Raw genomic sequence first — 18,017 nt, 5'->3', positions numbered from 1 at the left:
AGGCTCGACCCTCAAGGAAAAAAATGCTTACTCTTCGCTTTGTCGCCGGTTGACCTTGGCCATCGGCAGCGGTACCAGCTTGCCGACCGGTTCGCGGCGTACCTGGCGCACGGGCCGCAGGCCGACCACGATCTTGCGCGCGACCAACAGATAGAAGCCGCCACCCGACAGCTGCCAGCCGCCGGCGATCCGCTCCCAGCCCGCCAACCGCGCTTGCCAGGCGGCCGACGCCAGCGGCGGACGATAGCATCCGAAGCGGCGTTTCTCCAGCGCGAAGCCCAGCAGGTTGAGCCAGTCAGCCACCCGCGAGGGTGAAATACAGCGGGCCTTGCGCAGCGCGTCATGGGCGAAAACATGGCGCAGCCCCCAGGCGCTCCAGGGATTGATGCCGAGGATCAGCAGGTGCCCACCGGGACGCACGGCGGCGGCGGCCTCACGCAGCAGGCCATGGGGCGACAGGCAGAAATCCAGGCCGTGCTGCAGCACCACCACATCGGCGGCATGCTCGCTCAGCGGCCAGGCCTGCTCCTCGCAGACGATCTCCACCCCCGGCAGCGGCGCGCCGAGGCGCACGTTGCGGCGCACCTGGTCGGCCTGCGGCGGGGTCTCGGCCGAGGGGCCGTAATGCACCAGGTAGCCGCCGAAATACCGCCCCAGCTCGTCCTCGAGCATGCGCCGCTCCTCGTCGAGCAGCAGTTGCCCGAGGGGACCGGACAGCCAGTCGCGGGCCGCGCTGATCAGTGCCAGCCAGTCAGGATCAGCCTGAGCGAACGCTTTATCGGTCATTGCCTTCTCCAACTCGCCACAAGTGCTTTACAAGCACTAAGATGCGCCATTGTTTTGCGCTTGGGAATTGCACCATGATACAGATCGACGCACTGCCCGCCTTCACCGACAACTACATCTGGTTGTTACAGGATACTGTCCGCCGCCGCTGCGCCGTGGTCGACCCGGGCGATGCCGGGCCGGTGCTGGCCTGGCTGGAACAGCATCCGGGCTGGCAACTCGAGGATATCCTGGTCACCCATCACCACCACGACCATGTCGGCGGTGTCGAGCGCCTGAAACAGGCCAGTGGCGCCCGGGTACTGGGTCCGGCCAGCGAAAACATCCCGGCCCGCGACCTGGCACTGAGCGATAACGACAGTGTCACGGTGCTCGGCCTCGAGTTCCAGGTATTCGCCGTGCCCGGTCATACCCTGGGGCATATCGCTTTCTACCATGGCGATGCCGCCCGCCCGCTGCTGTTCTGCGGCGACACGCTGTTCGCCGCCGGCTGCGGGCGCCTGTTCGAAGGCACGCCAGAACAGATGCACCATTCCCTCAGCCGGTTGGCGGCGCTGCCGGCGACCACCGGCGTGTACTGCACCCACGAGTACACCCTGAGCAACCTGCGTTTTGCCCAGGCGGTCGAACCGCAGAACCCGGACATCGCCGAACGAATGGCACAGGTCAGCCAATGGCGGGCCGAAGGACGCATCAGCCTGCCCTCGAACCTGGCACTGGAATTGAAGACCAACCCGTTTCTGCGGGTCGGCGAAACATCTGTTAAAGAAAAAGCAGACGAACGGAACGGCCTCGACAACGGCTCGCCGAGTGAGGTTTTTGCGGCCCTGCGCCGCTGGAAAGACAGCTTCTGATCAAGGTGCGGTCAACGCAAAAAATCTGAATGGTTGACCGCACCCTGAGCGCTTTCTAGAATCGCCCGACATTTTCGCCCGGAACTCACTTCCAGCCAATGTCGTCATCCAACCGAAAACCCACCCATTCAGACGCATTGACGCGATTGGCTCAAGCTGTTGCCGTGGCTGTGTCCGCCGCCCTGGCCGGCTGTTCAAGCCTTCATACCCCGGTGGACAGCAACAACGAACCGACCCCGAACCTCAGCGCCCGGATCAAGCAGAAACCGATCTGGCTCAGCGAAAAGGCCAAGCACACGCCGCCCCAGGACGTATGGGAGCGCATGCGCCAGGGCTTCCAGTTGCAGGACGGCCTGGGTGTGAACCCGCGTATCGAACAACAGCGCCTGTGGTTCGCCAGTAACCCCGAATTCCTGGAAAACGCCAGCTCCCGCGGTAGCCTCTACATTCATTACATCGTCGAGCGCCTGGAAGAACGTAATATGCCGCTGGAGCTGGCGCTGCTGCCGGTGATCGAAAGCGCCTACAACCCGATGGCCTATTCACGAGCCGATGCCGTCGGCCTGTGGCAGTTCATTCCGTCCACCGGCCGCTCTTTCAACCTGCGCCAGGACCGTTTCTACGACGGGCGCAAGGACATCACCGCGTCGACCATCGCGGCGATGAACTACCTGACCCGCCTGCACGACATGTTCAACGGTGACTGGCTGCTGGCCCTGGCCGCCTACAATGCCGGCGAAGGCACGGTCAGCCGGGCCATCGAGCGCAATGAAAAGCTCGGCCTGCCCACCGACTACTGGAACCTGCCGCTGCCCCAGGAAACCCGCGACTACGTGCCCAAGCTGCTGGCCCTGTCCCAGGTGGTCATGGCCCCCGAAGCCTACGGCGTGAACCTGAACCCGATTGCCAACGAACCGTATTTCGCCACCGTCGAAGTCAACCAGCCCATGGACCTCAGCCGGGTCGCGGCCTTGGCCGAGATCGACGAAGACGAGATGATCCAGCTCAACCCGGCCTTCAAGCAGAAAGCCACGATGGACGGTCCGCAGCACCTGCTGGTGCCCAGTTCCAAGGCGCAACTGCTGACCGCCAGCCTGTCGCGGATGAAACCCGAAGAGCTGATCAGCCTGCGGCCGAAGAAGCCGGTGTTCGAATCCCTCGCCGGCAATTCACCGGTACGCCTGACCCGCCGCTACAAGGTGAGGACCGGCGACAACCTGACCTCGATCGCCAAGGCCAACCGGGTCGACGTCAAGGACCTGCAACACTGGAACAAGCTTTCCGGGCATCACCTCAAGGTCGGCCAGACCCTGGTCATGCAGGACAACGTCAAGGCCGTGACCAGCAAGAAGGCCGCTACCACCTACAAGGTGCAGAAAGGCGATTCGCTGTATATCGTCGCCAAGCGTTTCAATGTCGAGATGCAGCACCTCAAGCGCTTGAACCCGCGCACTGGCCAGGCGCTCAAGCCCGGGCAGATCCTGACGGTTTCCCAACCGCGCTAATCGCCAACGACCGCGAAAACATCACGCCCCTGTAGGAGCAGGGCTTGCCCGCGAAGGCGGCCTCGAGACCGCCAAAAGCTTCGCGGGCAAGCCCTGCTCCTACAGGTTCGGCGTCGCCTGCAAGCCCAGATTTCCAACCTGACATTCACAAGGGGATTGCGCCTCTTCCGGCGCGCCTTTTTCCACCCGATACAAGCTGTTAAGGTACTGGCCCTATAGCCCAAGCCGCCTGGATCGGATCTCTGCCTTGACGCGTCCCCTCCTCCTGCTGTTCATCAGCCTGGCCTTGAGCTCTCCCGCAAGCGCGACGATCAGCGAAAGCCATGGTTATGCGCAGTTCGGCACGCTCAAGTACCCCGCCAGGTTCACCCACTTCGACTGGGTCAACCCCGATGCCCCCAAAGGCGGCACCTTGCGGGTGATGGCGTTCGGCACCTTCGACACCCTCAACCCCTATACCTTCAAGGGCACCAGCCCGGTCAGCACGCCCAATTTCCTGCAATACGGCGTCAACGAGCTCAACGCCACCCTGATGGCCGGCACCGGCCAGTACGCACCCTCGGGGGATGAACCGAACGCCAGCTACGGCCTGATCGCCCAGTCGGTGGAGTACAGCGAGGATCGCAGCTGGGTGGTGTTCAACCTGCGGCCCGAGGCGCGTTTCCACGATGGCACGCCAATTACCGCCTACGACGTGGCCTTTTCCTACCGCCTGCTACTCAAGGAAGGTCATCCGCAGTACCGCACCAGCCTGCAGGAAGTGGCCCGGGTCGACGTGCTTACGCCTCAGCGGATCCGCTTCGTCTTCAAACGCTCGGGCAATCCGCTGCTGATCCTGCGCCTGGGTGAACTGCCGGTGCTGGCGCAGCACTACTGGCAAGGCCGCGACTTCACCGCCACCACCTTCGAGCCGCCACTGGGCAGTGGCCCCTATCGCATCAGCAAGGTGCAACCGGGTCGCCAGTTGGTCTTTGAACGGGTCAGGAACTGGTGGGGCGAAAACCTTCCGGTCAATCGCGGCAAATACAATTTCGATCGCGTCGAAGTGGAGTTCTATCGCGACAGCGACGTCGCCTTCGAAGCCTTCAAGGCCGGTGAGTTCGATATCTATATCGAACACCAGGCCAAGAACTGGGCCAGCGGCTACCGCTTTCCAGCCGTCGAGCGGAGCGAAGTGATCCAGACCCGGATCCCCCACCGGATCCCGACCCAGACCCAGGGTCTGTTCATGAACAGCCGCCGTGCCAGCTTTGCCCAAGACCCGGTGCGCGAAGCCCTGGGCCTTATGTTCGACTTCGAATGGACCAACCGCACGCTGTTCGGCGGGGCCTACCGGCGGGCCATGAGCTTTTATCCCAACAGCGAATTTTCCGCCACGGGCGTGCCGGCCGGGCAGGAATGGCTGCTGCTGGCGCCTTACCGCGAACAACTGCCGGCCCGGCTGTTCAGCGAACCCTTCAGCCTGCCGCAGACCGACGGTCGCGGCATCCCCCGCGAAACCCTGCGCCGCGCCCTCGCCCTGCTCGGCGACGCCGGCTGGAAACTCGACGGCCAGCGCCTGCTGAACAAGAACGGCCAACCCCTGCGCGTTGAAATACTGCTGGTCAATCCGAACCTGGAACGGATCCTCCAGCCCTACGTCGAAAACCTCGCGAGCATAGGTGTAGACGCCCGCCTGCGAACAGTGGATCGTGCCCAGTACAAACAACGTCTCGACCAGTTCGATTTCGACATGATCCTGATGACCCTGGACCAGAACCTCAGCCCGGGACTCGAGCAATGGCAGTACTTCCATTCCAGCCAGGCCGGCGTCAAAGGCAGCAAGAACTACGCGGGGGTCGCAAGCCCCGTGATCGACCATCTGCTCGAAGCCCTGCTGGCGGCCCACACCCAAGACGAGCAACTGGCCGCCGGTCGCGCCCTGGACCGGGTCCTGCTCTGGCAACACATCATGATTCCCAACTGGTACCTTGACTATCATCGCCTGGCCTACCGCAACCGGTTCGCCTTCGTCACCACGCCGCCGTACACCCTGGGCCTGAGCGCCTGGTGGATGAAAGCTTCGGAGAAAGCCCAATGATGTTTTCGCGCGTCCTGTTCCTGCCCTTCAGCGGCCTGCTGTTCAGCGCCCTGGCCGGCCTTGCCGTCGCTGCTCCACAACATGCCCTGACGCTCTACAACGAACCCCCGAAATACCCGGCCGATTTCCAGCATGTCGACTTCGTCAATCCCGACGCCCCCAAGGGCGGTACCTTCCGCCAGTCGTCCATGGGCGGTTTCGACAGCCTCAACCCCTTTATCAGCAAGGGCGTGCCGGCCGATGGTCTCGACCTGATCTACGACACCCTGATGCGCCATGGCCTGGACGAGCCCTTCACCGAATACGGGCTGGTGGCGGAAAAAATCGAAAGGGCCCCGGACAACAGCTGGGTGCGCTTTTACCTGCGCCCTGAGGCACGCTTCCACGACGGCCACCCGATGCGCGCCGAAGACGTGGTGTTCAGCTTCCAGACCCTGATCAAGGATGGCGCCCCGCTGTACCGGACCTACTACGCCGACGTCGACGACGTCATCGCCGAAGACCCGTTGCGGGTGCTGTTCAAGTTCAAGCGCACCACCAACCGTGAACTGCCGATGATCCTCGGCCAACTGCCGGTGCTGCCCAAGCACTGGTGGGCCGACCGTGACTTCAACAAGGGCAACCTGGAGTTCCCCCTCGGCAGCGGGCCGTACAAGCTGGCCGAGGTCAGGGCCGGACGCTCGGTACGCTATGAGCGGGTCAAGGACTACTGGGCCAGGGACCTGCCGATCAACCGCGGTTTCTACAACTTCGATGCCATGGTCATGGACTACTACCGTGACGGCACCGTAGCCCTGGAAGCCCTCAAGGCCGGGCAATTCGACTACTGGTTGGAGAACAGCGCGAAGAACTGGGCCAACGCCTACAACACCCCGGCGGTCGCCCAGGGTCGGTTGATCAAGGAGCAGATCCCCAATCGCAATCCGACGGGCATGCAGGGCTTCATCTACAACCTGCGCAAACCGATGTTCCAGGATATCCGCGTGCGCGAGGCCCTGAGCCTGCTGTTCGACTTCGAGTGGACCAACAAGCAGCTGTTCAACGGCGCCTACCACCGTACCCGCAGCTATTTCGAAAACTCGGAAATGGCCGCCACCGGCCTGCCGGACGCCGCCCAGCTGGCCATCCTCGAACCACTGCGGGGCAAGATTCCCGAACAGGTCTTCACCCAGGCCTTCGAACCCTCGGTGTGCGACGCCAGCGGCATGATCCGTCCGCAACAACGCCGTGCCTACCAGCTGTTGCTGGAGGCCGGCTGGCGCATCGTCGACGACAAGATGGTCGACGCCCAGGGCAAGCCGGTGAGCATCGAGTTCCTCCTCGCCCAGACCGATTTCGAGCGGGTGCTGCTGCCGTTCAAGCGCAACCTCGCCGACATCGGCATCGATCTGGTGATTCGCCGGGTCGATGTTTCCCAGTACATCAACCGCCTGCGCTCGCGGGACTTCGACATGGTCGTCGGCAGCTTCCCGCAGTCCAACTCACCGGGCAACGAGCAACGCGAGTTCTGGAAATCTTCCAGCGCCGACAAACCCGGCAGCCGCAACCTCATGGGCCTCAAGGACCCGGCGGTGGATGAGCTGGTGGAAGCGCTGATCGATTCCGACTCCCGGCAGAGCCTGGTGGAGCATGCCCGCGCCCTGGACCGCGTGCTGCAATGGGGCTTCTACGTGATCCCCAACTGGCATATCAAGACCTGGCGCGTGGCCTACTGGGACCATATCGGCCACCCGAAAGTCTCGCCGGCCTACGATATCGGCCTCGACACCTGGTGGATCAAGCCGGATGCCAAGCCGGCGGTACCGCTACAAACCGACAGCACGAGCGCGGAGCAATAAGATGCTGGCCTATATTTTTCGCCGACTGCTACTGATCATCCCGACCCTGTTCGGCATCCTGCTGATCAATTTCGTGATCATCCAGGCCGCCCCCGGCGGCCCCGTGGAACAGATGATCGCCAAGCTCGAAGGCTTCGAAGGCGCCACCAGCCGGATCGCCGGCGGCGGTGCGGAAGTCTCGGTGGCCGGTTCCAGCTATCGCGGTGCCCAGGGCCTGGACCCGGCCCTGATCAAGGAAATCGAGCACATGTACGGCTTCGACAAGTCGGCGCCGGAACGCTTGTGGATCATGATCAAGAACTACGCGACCCTGGACTTCGGCAACAGCTTCTTCCGCGATGCCAAGGTCGTCGACCTGATCAAGGAAAAGATGCCGGTATCAATTTCCCTCGGGCTCTGGAGCACCCTGATCATGTACCTGGTCTCCATTCCGCTGGGCATTGCCAAAGCCACTCGCCATGGCAGTCATTTCGATGTCTGGACCAGTTCGGCGATCATCGTCGGTTATGCGATTCCGGCGTTCCTGTTCGCGATCCTGCTGATCGTGGTGTTCGCCGGAGGCAGCTACCTGAACTGGTTCCCCTTGCGCGGACTGACCTCGAACAACTTCGATCAGTTGGGCTTCGGCGGCAAGATCCTCGACTACTTCTGGCACCTGGCGCTGCCGGTTACCGCTCTGGTCATCGGCAACTTCGCCACCATGACCCTGCTGACCAAGAACAGCTTTCTCGATGAAATCAACAAGCAGTACGTGGTCACCGCCAAGGCCAAGGGCCTGACCCAGCGCCGCGTGCTCTACGGTCATGTGTTTCGCAACGCCATGCTGCTGGTTATCGCCGGTTTCCCCTCGGCCTTCATCGGCATCTTCTTCACCGGCTCCCTGCTGGTGGAAGTAATCTTCTCCCTCGACGGCCTGGGCCTGATGAGCTTCGAGGCGGCGATCAACCGCGACTATCCGATCGTCTTCGGCACCCTGTTCATCTTCACCCTGCTGGGGCTGGTGGTGAAACTGATCGGCGACATTACCTACACCCTGGTCGATCCGCGGATCGACTTCGAACATCGGGAGCATTGAGATGCAGTTATCCCCCCTCAATCGCCGACGTTTCGAACGGTTCAAGGCCAACAAGCGCGGCTGGTGGTCGCTATGGCTGTTCCTGGTGCTGTTCGTCCTGAGCCTCGGCGCCGAGCTGATCGCCAACGACAAGCCGCTGCTGGTGCACTACGACGGCGGCTGGTATTTCCCGGCCCTCAAGCGGTATCCGGAAACCACCTTCGGCGGTGAGTTCCCGCTGGAAGCCAACTACAAGAGCCCGTACATCCGCGAACTGCTCAAGGCCAAGGACGCCTGGACGTTGTGGGCGCCGATTCCGTTCAGCTATCAGAGCATCAACTACGACCTGCGTGTCCCGGCCCCCGCCCCGCCATCGGCGGACAACCTGCTGGGCACCGATGACCAGGGCCGCGACGTGCTCGCCCGGGTGATCTACGGCTTCCGCATCTCGGTGCTGTTCGCCCTGACCCTGACCGTGCTCAGTTCCATCATCGGCGTGATCGCCGGCGCCTTGCAGGGCTTCTATGGCGGCTGGGTCGACCTGGCCGGGCAGCGTTTCCTGGAAATCTGGTCCGGGCTGCCGGTGCTCTACCTGCTGATCATCCTCGCCAGCTTCGTCCAGCCGAACTTCTGGTGGCTACTGGGGATCATGCTGCTGTTTTCCTGGATGAGCCTGGTGGACGTGGTGCGCGCCGAGTTCCTCCGTGGGCGCAACCTGGAATATGTCCGAGCGGCCCGGGCCCTGGGCATGCAGAACGGCGCGATCATGTTCCGCCATATCCTGCCCAACGCCATGGTCTCGACCATGACCTTCATGCCCTTCATCCTCACCGGCGCCATCGGTACCCTGACCGCCCTGGACTTCCTCGGCTTCGGCCTGCCGGCCGGCTCGCCGTCCCTGGGCGAACTGGTGGCCCAGGGCAAATCCAATCTGCAGGCGCCCTGGCTGGGCATGAGCGCGTTCGCCGTGCTGGCCTTGATGCTCAGCCTGCTGGTGTTTATCGGCGAGTCCGCTCGCGATGCCTTCGACCCGAGGAAGTAAGATGAATCAGGACAATCTGATCGAAGTGCGCGACCTCTCGGTGGAGTTCGTGGTCGGCGAGCAGCGCCAGCGGGTGGTGGAAAACCTCAGCTTCGATATCCGTCGCGGCGAGACCCTGGCCCTGGTGGGCGAAAGCGGCTCGGGCAAGTCGGTCACCGCGCACTCGATCCTGCGCCTGCTGCCCTACCCCCTGGCCCACCACCCCAGCGGTACGATCCAGTATTCCGGGCAGGACCTGCTGACCCTGAAAGAGAAGACCATCCGCCACATCCGCGGCAATCGCATCGCGATGATCTTCCAGGAGCCGATGACCTCGCTGAACCCGCTGCACTCCATCGAGAAGCAGATCAACGAAGTGCTCGGCATCCACAAGGGCCTGACCGGCAAGGTGGCCACTCGACGCACCCTGGAGCTGCTGGAGCTGGTGGGCATCCCCGAGCCACACAAACGCCTCAGAGCCCTCCCACACGAGCTCTCAGGCGGCCAGCGACAGCGTGTAATGATCGCCATGGCCCTGGCCAACGAGCCGGAGCTGCTGATCGCCGACGAACCGACCACCGCCCTCGATGTGACGGTGCAGTTGAAAATCCTCGAATTGCTCAAGGAACTGCAGGCACGCCTGGGCATGGCCCTGCTGCTGATCAGCCATGACCTCAACCTGGTACGCCGGATCGCCCACCGGGTGTGCGTCATGCAGCGCGGCCGGATCGTCGAGCAGGCCGACTGCGAAGCCCTGTTCCAGGCCCCGCAACATCCCTACACCTGTGAACTGCTCAGCGCCGAACCCCGTGGCGAACCGGCCGTGACCGAGGTCGGTGAGCCGCTGCTGGAGGTGGACGACCTCAAGGTCTGGTTCCCCATCAAGAAAGGCCTGTTGCGCAGCACCGTGGACCATGTGAAGGCCGTGGACGGCATCCAGTTCAGCCTGCCCCGGGGCCAGACCCTGGGCATTGTCGGCGAAAGCGGCTCGGGCAAATCCACCCTCGGCCTGGCGATCCTGCGACTGATCGGCAGCCAGGGCGATATCCGTTTCGAAGGCCAGTCGTTGAGCGGCCTGTCCCAGAAGCAGGTGCGACCGTTGCGTCGGGAAATGCAGGTGGTGTTCCAGGACCCGTTCGGCAGCCTCAGCCCGCGCATGTGCGTCAGCCAGATTGTCGGCGAAGGTCTGCGCATCCATAAGATCGGTAACGAGCAGGAACAGGAAGCGGCGATCATCGCGGCGCTGAAAGAAGTCGGCCTGGATCCGGAAACCCGCAACCGCTACCCCCACGAGTTTTCCGGCGGACAACGCCAGCGCATCGCCATTGCCCGGGCGCTGGTGCTCAAGCCGGCGTTGATCCTGCTCGACGAGCCGACCTCGGCCCTCGACCGCACGGTGCAGCGCCAGGTCGTCGAACTGCTGCGCTCGTTGCAGATCAAGTACAACCTGACCTACCTGTTTATCAGCCACGACCTGGCGGTGGTCAAAGCGCTGAGCCACCAGTTGATGGTGGTCAAGCATGGCAAGGCCGTTGAACAAGGCGACGCAAAGGACATCTTTGCCGCGCCGCAACATCCTTATACAAAACAGTTGCTGGAAGCGGCGTTCCTGGTGCCCGGGACGGGTTCAGTGTAGGTACGCCGAGCGACGACTCCTGTTTCCCGGACATAAAAAAGACCGCTCAATGAGCGGTCTTTTTTTATGTAGCGAGCGTTGGCTGAATCAAGTGCCTCAGAAGCGCTTGATGTCCGCCTGGCCTTCCAGCTGCTTGCGGTAGGCCGCGAAGTCCTGCTGGCCGGCACGGGAGGCGAGGAAGCGACGATAGGACGCCTTCTCTTCTTCGCTTGGTGCCGCGCCTTCGTTCACGCCGTTCAGACGCACCAGCACCAGGCTGCCATCAGCCAGGGTCACGGTGCTGAAGGTCGGCTTGTCCTTGCCTTCGGGCTTGGGCATGCGGAACAGCGCTTGCAACACTGCAGGATCAACCCCTTCCTGACCGCGGGTGACGGCTTCCTGGGTTTTCCAGGTCTGGCCGGCCGGCAGTGCCTTGCCTTCACGCAGGCTGGCGATCAGTTCGTCCGCCTTGACCTTGGCCGCCGCCGTGGCGTGCTCCTTGGTCAATTGCTTGCGAATCGGTGCATCCACGCTGGCCAGAGGCAGTTGCTCAGGCTTGTGGTGTTCCTTGGCACGCAATACCACCACGGTGTCCGGGTCCAGCTCGAGGGCGGTGCTGTTGGCACCCTCATCCAGCACTTCCGGACTGAACGCCGCCGTTACCACGGCACGGTTGGCTGCCACACCTTCACCACCCTCACGCCCGAACGGCGCTGAGGTGTGCACCTTCAGGTTCAGGTCCTGGGCCGGCTGGGCCAGGTCGGAGGCTTCGAACGAGGCGTCTTCAAGCTGCTTGGTCGCCTCGACGAAACGCTGTTCCACTTGCTGGGTTTTCAGCTCGCGGGTCAGTTTGTCCTTCAGGCTGGCGAAGGTCGGCACTTGCGGTGCCTCGACGCCCAACAGCTTGATCAGGTGATAACCGAACTCGCTGCGCACCGGTCCCGACACCTGGTCCTTGGTCAAGGCATACAGCGCCTTTTCAAAGGCCGGGTCATAGACACCCGGGCCGGCGAAACCGAGGTCACCGCCATGGCTGGCCGAACCCGGGTCCTGGGAGAACTCCTTGGCCAGGGCGTCGAAATGCTCACCCTTGGCCAGGCGCTGCTGGATCTCTTCGATCTTCGCCTTGGCCTGTGCGTCGTTCACCTTGTCATTCACTTCGATCAGAATGTGCGCGGCACGACGCTGTTCAGCGAGGTTCGCGGTTTCTTTCTGATACAGCGCCTGCAGGTCTTCATCCTTGACGGTGACCTGATCGAAGAACGAGGACTTCTTCAGCTCCAGGTAATCGACGACCACCTGGTCCGGCGTCATGAACTCCTTGGCGTGCTTGTCGTAGTAGGCCTTGACCTCGTCATCGGTCAGCTTGACCGCCGACAGATCGACCGGCACGTTCAGCGAAGCGAAATCGCGGGTCTGTTTTTCCAGACGGGCAAACGCCAGTACCTGGGCATCAGTGACGAAACCACTGCCCGCCAGACCGGCACGGATCTGGCCGATCAGCATTTCCTGAGCCAGCATCTGGCGGAATTGCATACGACCGTAGCCCAGTTGACGAATCACCTGGTCGAAACGATCGGAGCTGAACTTGCCGTCCACCTGGAATTCAGGGGTTTGCAGGATGACCTGGTCCAGAGCACCCTCGGAGAAAGCGAACTTCGACTTCTCGGCGCCCTGCAGCAGCAGCTTGCGATCGATCAGCCCCTTGAGGGCGGATTCGCGGAGCATTTTCTCATCCAGCAACGAGGCATCGAAATCCTTGCCCAGCTGTTGCATGAGTTGGCGACGTTGCATGTCGACCGCCTGGCTCAGCTCGGTCTGGGTGATCTCGTCACCGTTGACCTTGGCCGCGTCCTGGCTAGTGGAGGTGGCCCTGAAAATGGCATCGAAACCGGTCAGCGCCATCAATGCGACGATGACTCCGATGATGGTCTTGGCAATCCAGCCTTGTGAATTGTCCCTGATATTTTGCAGCATGCGTCCCCCAGAAACGGTTGAACTTCAATGTGGGCAACCGTGGAGCGTGGGTAGAATCCGGATAGAAGAAAGGCGCATCCGAGGATGCGCCTTCTCGTAACTGGCAGAGCGGATGAGGGCTCGATACGCGTCCCTCGGCGTGTCAGGCCGGCCCTGAAAAAGGACCCTGGCCGACCGCTTCACCGCTCCGCGGCCAGATCAGGCAATAACCCGACCCGGATAGGCAAAGGCTTGAACGAATGTCAGTTGACAGCTTCTTTCAGTGCTTTGCCGGCTTTGAAACCTGGCTTTTTGGCAGCAGCGATTTCCAGCGTCTTACCGGTCTGAGGGTTGCGACCGATGCGAGCAGGACGGTCGGTCACGGAGAAGGTGCCGAAACCTACCAGTACAACGGAGTCGCCAGCCTTCAGAGCGCCAGTGACGGATTCGATGACTGCATCCAGCGCACGGCCAGCAGCAGCTTTCGGGATATCAGCGGATGCAGCGATAGCATCAATCAGTTCCGACTTGTTCACTCTAAGTCCCCTTATATCTATTGAGTATATTTCTAAGTTTTTGGGTGAAAGCTAAACCTGTGCTGAATGGCCTACAGACACTTAAGAGCCGCTTTATAACAAGGGCTCTAAAAAGCTGTCAAGGAAGCCACCCAGGCTTGATCCGTACTTAATGCGTGCTGATTCTTTCCTTAGAATCGGAGTCGCGCTTCTCATCTTTCGCGACGATCTCCGGAACCACATCTGGCAAGGGCTCCGGCGCGTATTGCAGCGCAATTTGCAGGACCTCGTCAATCCATTTAACCGGTTTAATCTGAAGATCCTGCTTGATATTGTCAGGAATTTCCTTCAGATCGCGCACATTCTCTTCTGGAATGATGACGGTCTTGATCCCACCACGATGTGCCGCCAGCAATTTTTCCTTCAAACCACCAATGGCCAGCACCTGACCGCGCAAGGTAATTTCACCGGTCATGGCCACGTCGGCACGCACAGGAATGCCAGTCAAGGCTGACACCAGGGCCGTACACATTCCTACACCAGCGCTAGGACCGTCTTTCGGCGTCGCCCCTTCCGGCATATGGATATGGGTGTCGCGCTTCTCATGGAAGTCCAGGGGGATCCCCAGGCTCTTGGCGCGGCTGCGCACCACGGTCAACGCGGCGGTGATCGACTCGACCATGACATCGCCCAGGGAACCGGTCTTGATCAACTGGCCCTTGCCCGGCACCACGGCGGCTTCGATGGTCAACAACTCGCCACCGACCTGGGTCCAGGCCAGGCCCGTGACCTGACCGATCTGATCCTGTTGCTCGGCCAGGCCGTAGCGGAATTTACGCACGCCGAGGAAATGCTCCAGCAGGTCGGAGGTGACCTTGACCGAGAAGCGTTTTTCCAGGGAGTGCTCTTTCACCGCCTTGCGGCAGACCTTGGCGATTTGCCGCTCCAGCCCCCGCACACCGGCTTCGCGGGTGTAGTAGCGAATGATGTCGCGAATCGCCTCGACCTCGAATTCCAGCTCGCCCTTCTTCAGGCCATTGGCCTGGATCTGCTTGGGCGACAGGTACTTGGTGGCGATGTTGATCTTCTCGTCCTCGGTGTAACCCGGCAGGCGGATCACTTCCATCCGGTCGAGCAGCGCCGGCGGGATGTTCATCGAGTTGGAGGTGCAGAGGAACATGACATCGGACAGGTCGTAGTCAACTTCCAGGTAGTGATCGTTGAAATTGTGGTTCTGTTCCGGGTCCAGCACCTCGAGCAGCGCCGAGGCCGGATCGCCACGCATGTCGCTGCCCATCTTGTCGATTTCATCGAGCAGGAACAGCGGGTTGCGCACGCCAACCTTTGTCATCTTTTGTATCAATCTTCCTGGCATCGAACCGATATAAGTCCGTCGATGACCACGAATTTCCGCTTCGTCACGCACACCACCGAGGGCCATGCGTACGAATTTTCGATTGGTCGCGTGAGCAATCGACTCAGCCAGGGAAGTTTTACCCACGCCCGGAGGTCCGACGAGGCACAGTACCGGCCCCCGAATTTTCTTCACTCGCTTCTGCACGGCGAGGTATTCGAGGATACGTTCCTTGACTTCGTCCAGGCCATAATGGTCCGCGTCGAGAATATCTTCGGCCCGCGCCAGGTCCAGGCGCACCTTGCTCTGGGCCTTCCATGGCACCTGCACCAACCAGTCGAGGTAGGAGCGCACCACGGTCGCTTCCGCGGACATCGGCGACATCTGCTTGAGCTTGTTCAACTCGGCCAGGGCCTTGGTCATGGCATCTTTCGGCAGACCGGCGGCATCGATGCGCTTTTTCAGCTCTTCGACTTCATTATGGCCTTCGTCGCTGTCGCCCAGTTCCTTCTGAATGGCTTTCATTTGCTCATTCAGGTAGTACTCGCGCTGACTGCGCTCCATCTGCTTCTTGACGCGACCACGGATGCGTTTCTCGACCTGCAGCAGGTCGATTTCGGCGTCGAGCAGGGCCAGCACGTGCTCGACACGGGCCGACAGATCGACGATTTCGAGAATTTCCTGCTTCTGCTCGATCTTCAAGGCCATGTGCGCGGCCATGGTATCGACCAGGCGGCTCGGCTCGTCGATGCTGTTCAACGACGACAGCACTTCAGCCGGGACCTTCTTGCCCAACTGCACATATTGTTCGAACTGTGCCAGCAGGCTGCGGACAAAGACTTCGGACTCACGGTCCGGGGCATCGACCTCGTCGATCAGCGCCACTTCGGCGCGGCAGTAGCCGTCAACCTCGCTGAAACGCTCGACGGTGCCGCGCTGCTCGCCCTCGACCAGCACCTTGACGGTGCCATCAGGCAATTTCAGCAACTGCAATACGGTGGCGACTGTACCTACGCGATACAGCGCATCTTCGCCCGGGTCATCATCGGCAGGATTACGTTGGGCCAGCAGCAGGATCTGCTTGTCGCCCGTCATCGCGGCCTCGAGGGCTTCGATAGATTTCTCGCGCCCCACGAACAGCGGGATCACCATGTGCGGATACACCACGACATCACGCAATGGCAGGAGAGGCAATTCGATGGTTGTCTTCATGATTTCGCCTCTACGGCGGCCGTACGGCCGGAAACAGATGGATAAGCTTGAAACCAAGATGGGGGCTTGTTCGGAAAAAAACAAGCGCCAAAAGAAAAGGGGCCCGAAGGCCCCTTGTCAGGTCACAGTCTGCCGCACTCAGGCGTCAGGCGCGGCCTTTACCTGCAGCTCACTGTTCTCGTAGATGTACAGTGGCTTGGATTTACCCTCGATCACGCTTTCATCGATCACCACCTTGCTCACCTCGGACTGCGAGGGGATTTCATACATGGTGTCGAGCAGGACGCCTTCGAGGATCGAACGAAGGCCACGGGCACCGGTTTTACGCTCCAGGGCACGTTTGGCGACGGATTTCAGTGCATCGGCACGGAATTCCAGGTCAACCCCTTCCATTTCGAACAGCTTGGCATACTGCTTGGTCAAGGCGTTCTTCGGCTCGGTGAGAATCTGCATCAACGCAGCCTCATCCAGCTCGTCGAGCGTGGCCAGGACCGGCAGGCGACCGACGAATTCCGGGATCAGACCGAACTTGACCAGATCGTCAGGCTCGACTTCACGCAGGGATTCACCGACCTTCTTGCCTTCTTCCTTGCTACGCACTTCGGCGCTGAAACCGATGCCACCACGGGTGGAACGGTTCTGAATAACCTTTTCCAGACCGGAGAACGCACCACCACAGATAAACAGGATGTTGCGGGTGTCCACTTGCAGGAATTCCTGCTGTGGGTGCTTGCGACCGCCCTGGGGCGGAACGGAGGCCACCGTGCCTTCGATCAACTTCAGCAAGGCCTGTTGCACGCCTTCACCGGAAACGTCCCGGGTAATCGACGGGTTATCGGACTTGCGGGAAATCTTGTCGATTTCGTCGATGTAGACAATGCCCATCTGGGCCTTTTCCACATCGTAGTCGCACTTCTGCAACAGTTTCTGAATAATGTTTTCCACGTCTTCGCCCACATAACCCGCCTCGGTGAGGGTGGTTGCGTCAGCAATGGTGAACGGCACATTCAGCAGGCGAGCGAGGGTTTCAGCCAGCAAGGTCTTACCCGAGCCGGTCGGACCGATCAGCAGGATGTTGCTTTTGCCGAGCTCGACGTCGTCACTTTTCTTGTCACGCTGGTTCAGACGCTTGTAGTGGTTGTAGACCGCTACCGCCAGAACCTTTTTCGCACGCTCCTGACCAATCACATACTGATCAAGGATGCCGCTGATTTCTTTAGGCGAAGGCAATTTATGCGCGCTGCTTTCAGCCTGTGCTTCCTGCACCTCCTCACGGATGATGTCATTGCACAGGTCGACGCACTCGTCGCAGATAAAGACCGAGGGGCCGGCGATCAACTTGCGTACTTCATGCTGGCTTTTGCCGCAGAAGGAGCAATAGAGCAGCTTGCCGTTGTCCTCGCCGTTGCGGGTGTCAGTCATTCGTTCGATCCAAATCCGATAGGCTTGCAACACAAGATGAAGGCTATTGCGGGCTTTTTCAAGCCCGCTGGTGATCGGAACAGCCGACCAGCCCTATTTTGTGCTGCTTAATGTTAAGCGGGGCGCTTGTCGATCACTGCATCGATCAACCCGTAGTCACGCGCGGCTTCTGCGCTCATGAAGTTGTCACGGTTGGTATCGCGCTCGATTTCTTCCAGCGTGCGCCCGCTATGCTTGGCCATCAGCGTGTTGAGACGCTCGCGAATGAAGAGGATTTCCTTGGCATGGATTTCGATATCCGACGCCTGGCCCTGGAAACCGCCCAATGGCTGGTGAATCATCACACGCGAGTTCGGCAGGCAGAAACGCTTGCCTTCGGCACCGGCCGTCAGCAGGAACGCGCCCATGCTGCACGCCTGACCGATACAGGTGGTCGACACGTTTGGCTTGATGAACTGCATGGTGTCGTAGATCGACATGCCCGCTGTCACCGAACCGCCCGGGGAGTTGATATAGAGATGGATGTCCTTGTCCGGGTTTTCCGCTTCAAGGAACAGCAGTTGCGCACAGATCAGGTTGGCCATGTAGTCCTCTACCGGGCCCACCAGAAAAATCACCCGCTCCTTGAGAAGGCGCGAGTAGATGTCATAGGCGCGCTCGCCACGAGCGGACTGCTCGACAACCATCGGGACCAGGCCGCCTGCGGCCTGGATATCAGAGTTCTGCTGAATATAAGAATTACGGAACATGCTCTGCAGTCACTCCCAAATAGTCATGTCTTGAATACGCATAAGCCAGCGCGAGG

Annotated in this window: 13 protein-coding genes; 7 read left to right on the top strand and 6 right to left on the bottom strand. The window is 61.0% G+C overall.

Features of this window, described 5'->3' with window-relative positions; all coding sequences use genetic code 11:
- Positions 1 to 27: 27 nt before the first annotated feature.
- A complete protein-coding gene (locus M5B42_RS01525) occupies positions 28 to 786 on the bottom strand; it encodes a methyltransferase domain-containing protein (protein WP_248744825.1) in 759 nt (252 codons plus the stop codon).
- A 74-nt stretch (positions 787 to 860) separates the two neighbouring features.
- Between M5B42_RS01525 and gloB the strand changes: the two genes are divergently transcribed.
- The 7 genes from gloB to M5B42_RS01490 all read left to right on the top strand — a co-directional run bounded on the left by gloB (position 861) and on the right by M5B42_RS01490 (position 10,774).
- Positions 861 to 1,640 (top strand): hydroxyacylglutathione hydrolase, encoded by a 780-nt coding sequence (gene gloB / locus M5B42_RS01520; RefSeq protein ID WP_248744824.1) that lies wholly within the window; start codon positions 861 to 863, stop codon positions 1,638 to 1,640.
- Positions 1,641 to 1,738: 98 nt separating this feature from the next.
- A complete protein-coding gene (locus M5B42_RS01515) occupies positions 1,739 to 3,145 on the top strand; it encodes a transglycosylase SLT domain-containing protein (protein WP_248744823.1) in 1,407 nt (468 codons plus the stop codon).
- Between the two features lie 247 nt (positions 3,146 to 3,392).
- Positions 3,393 to 5,225 (top strand): extracellular solute-binding protein, encoded by a 1,833-nt coding sequence (locus M5B42_RS01510; RefSeq protein ID WP_248744822.1) that lies wholly within the window; start codon positions 3,393 to 3,395, stop codon positions 5,223 to 5,225.
- Positions 5,222 to 7,063, top strand: a complete 1,842-nt coding sequence (locus M5B42_RS01505; protein ID WP_103497816.1) for an extracellular solute-binding protein — start codon at positions 5,222 to 5,224, stop codon at positions 7,061 to 7,063. Before M5B42_RS01510 ends, M5B42_RS01505 begins: the two co-directional genes overlap by 4 nt.
- A gap of 1 nt (position 7,064) precedes the next feature.
- Entirely contained in the window at positions 7,065 to 8,138 is a 1,074-nt protein-coding gene (locus tag M5B42_RS01500) for a microcin C ABC transporter permease YejB (RefSeq protein ID WP_103497814.1), read from the top strand.
- 1 nt (position 8,139) lies between these two features.
- Entirely contained in the window at positions 8,140 to 9,159 is a 1,020-nt protein-coding gene (locus M5B42_RS01495; RefSeq protein WP_103497813.1) for an ABC transporter permease, read from the top strand.
- Position 9,160: 1 nt separating this feature from the next.
- Positions 9,161 to 10,774, top strand: coding sequence for an ABC transporter ATP-binding protein (locus M5B42_RS01490; RefSeq protein ID WP_248744821.1), 1,614 nt, complete (start codon positions 9,161 to 9,163; stop codon positions 10,772 to 10,774).
- A gap of 96 nt (positions 10,775 to 10,870) precedes the next feature.
- Here M5B42_RS01490 and M5B42_RS01485 read toward each other — a convergent pair whose 3' ends face one another.
- From M5B42_RS01485 to clpP, 5 genes are all read right to left on the bottom strand, one after another.
- Positions 10,871 to 12,730, bottom strand: a complete 1,860-nt coding sequence (locus M5B42_RS01485; RefSeq protein ID WP_248744820.1) for a SurA N-terminal domain-containing protein — start codon at positions 12,728 to 12,730, stop codon at positions 10,871 to 10,873.
- A 242-nt stretch (positions 12,731 to 12,972) separates the two neighbouring features.
- Positions 12,973 to 13,245 carry an HU family DNA-binding protein gene (locus M5B42_RS01480; RefSeq protein WP_002552737.1) on the bottom strand — a complete coding sequence of 91 codons (273 nt, stop codon included), beginning with the start codon at positions 13,243 to 13,245 and terminating at the stop codon, positions 12,973 to 12,975.
- A 148-nt stretch (positions 13,246 to 13,393) separates the two neighbouring features.
- On the bottom strand, positions 13,394 to 15,790 hold the full coding sequence (gene lon, locus M5B42_RS01475) for an endopeptidase La (protein WP_103497809.1): 2,397 nt from the start codon (positions 15,788 to 15,790) through the stop codon (positions 13,394 to 13,396).
- A gap of 138 nt (positions 15,791 to 15,928) precedes the next feature.
- A complete protein-coding gene (clpX, locus tag M5B42_RS01470; protein WP_248744819.1) occupies positions 15,929 to 17,212 on the bottom strand; it encodes an ATP-dependent Clp protease ATP-binding subunit ClpX in 1,284 nt (427 codons plus the stop codon).
- A gap of 113 nt (positions 17,213 to 17,325) precedes the next feature.
- Complete coding sequence (gene clpP, locus M5B42_RS01465) at positions 17,326 to 17,961, bottom strand: ATP-dependent Clp endopeptidase proteolytic subunit ClpP (protein WP_017736926.1); 636 nt, start codon at positions 17,959 to 17,961, stop codon at positions 17,326 to 17,328.
- Positions 17,962 to 18,017: the final 56 nt, after the last annotated feature.

The sequence above is a fragment of the Pseudomonas sp. MWU12-2037 genome (genome assembly GCF_023242345.1).
GTDB classification, from domain to species: domain Bacteria; phylum Pseudomonadota; class Gammaproteobacteria; order Pseudomonadales; family Pseudomonadaceae; genus Aquipseudomonas; species Aquipseudomonas gingeri_D.
The sequence above is the reverse complement of the archived record's forward strand: the minus strand, read 5'-3'. Positions and strand labels throughout refer to the sequence as shown.

Bases quoted from the DNA above. Each gene is read 5' to 3' on its own strand.
- M5B42_RS01525 (WP_248744825.1), bottom strand. From the start codon at position 786: ATGACCGATAAAGCGTTCGCTCAGGCTGATCCTGACTGGCTGGCACTG.
- gloB (WP_248744824.1), top strand. From the start codon at position 861: ATGATACAGATCGACGCACTGCCCGCCTTCACCGACAACTACATCTGG.
- M5B42_RS01515 (WP_248744823.1), top strand. From the start codon at position 1,739: ATGTCGTCATCCAACCGAAAACCCACCCATTCAGACGCATTGACGCGA.
- M5B42_RS01505 (WP_103497816.1), top strand. From the start codon at position 5,222: ATGATGTTTTCGCGCGTCCTGTTCCTGCCCTTCAGCGGCCTGCTGTTC.
- M5B42_RS01500 (WP_103497814.1), top strand. From the start codon at position 7,065: ATGCTGGCCTATATTTTTCGCCGACTGCTACTGATCATCCCGACCCTG.
- M5B42_RS01495 (WP_103497813.1), top strand. From the start codon at position 8,140: ATGCAGTTATCCCCCCTCAATCGCCGACGTTTCGAACGGTTCAAGGCC.
- M5B42_RS01490 (WP_248744821.1), top strand. From the start codon at position 9,161: ATGAATCAGGACAATCTGATCGAAGTGCGCGACCTCTCGGTGGAGTTC.
- M5B42_RS01485 (WP_248744820.1), bottom strand. From the start codon at position 12,730: ATGCTGCAAAATATCAGGGACAATTCACAAGGCTGGATTGCCAAGACC.
- lon (WP_103497809.1), bottom strand. From the start codon at position 15,790: ATGAAGACAACCATCGAATTGCCTCTCCTGCCATTGCGTGATGTCGTG.
- clpX (WP_248744819.1), bottom strand. From the start codon at position 17,212: ATGACTGACACCCGCAACGGCGAGGACAACGGCAAGCTGCTCTATTGC.
- clpP (WP_017736926.1), bottom strand. From the start codon at position 17,961: ATGTTCCGTAATTCTTATATTCAGCAGAACTCTGATATCCAGGCCGCA.